We start from the raw sequence: 775 nt of genomic DNA, 5'->3' as shown, positions 1-775 counted from the left end.
AAGGTGGGGTGCTCTCGCCAATTCTTAGTAATGTCTACTTGACTCAGTTGGACAGGGAGTTGGAGAAACGGGGACATAAGTTTGTTCGGTTTGCGGATGACTTCTGCATCTATGTCAAAAGTGAACGAGCCGCTTACAGGGTTCTAGAAAGTATCACGACGTTTCTTGAGAAAGACTTGAGACTAACGGTCAATCGAACGAAGAGTAAAGTGGGCTCTCCAACAAAGCTGAAATTTTTGGGTTTCTGCATTCACCGCCACTCTAAAGGAGTCGGGTGTAGACCACATCAAACAGCAAAGAAGAAGTTTAAATCCAAACTTAAAGCTTTGACTAAGCGAAACCGAGCTGGAAACTTCCATGAAATTGCAAAAGAAATTAACCAGGTAACCGTAGGGTGGATCAACTACTATGGTGTGAGCCTTATGAAAAGCTACATTCGATCGGTAGCCCACTGGCTAAACCATCGATTGAGGCAGCTTATATGGAAAAGATGGAAGAAGATTAGGACGAAGTACTATCAATTAAGAAGGCTGGGAATTGCACCTGAAGAAGCATGGAAATTCTCCAATACTCGAAAAGGGTATTGGAGAGTTTCAGCAAGCGAAACACTTCACAAGGCAATCAAGGTCAAAACGCTCAACAAATGGGGATTAAAAGATCTCAATCATTTATATGAGCAACGATACTCAAGTTACTGAACCGCCGAATACGGGACCGTACGTTCGGTGGTGGGAGAGGTCGGCTAATCAATTAATGATTAGCCTCCTACTCGATT

Annotated in this window: 1 protein-coding gene; it reads left to right on the top strand. The window is 43.4% G+C overall.

The features are described from left to right. Window positions 1-698, top strand: a 698-nt coding sequence (locus MUB24_RS23075; protein WP_244708091.1) for a group II intron maturase-specific domain-containing protein, incomplete at its 5' end; no start/stop codon positions are given. Window positions 699-775 lie beyond the last annotated feature (77 nt).

This window comes from Lederbergia sp. NSJ-179 (genome assembly GCF_022867885.1).
Classification (GTDB): domain Bacteria; phylum Bacillota; class Bacilli; order Bacillales; family Bacillaceae_C; genus Lederbergia.
This window is presented reverse-complemented; position numbering and strand designations above follow the sequence as displayed.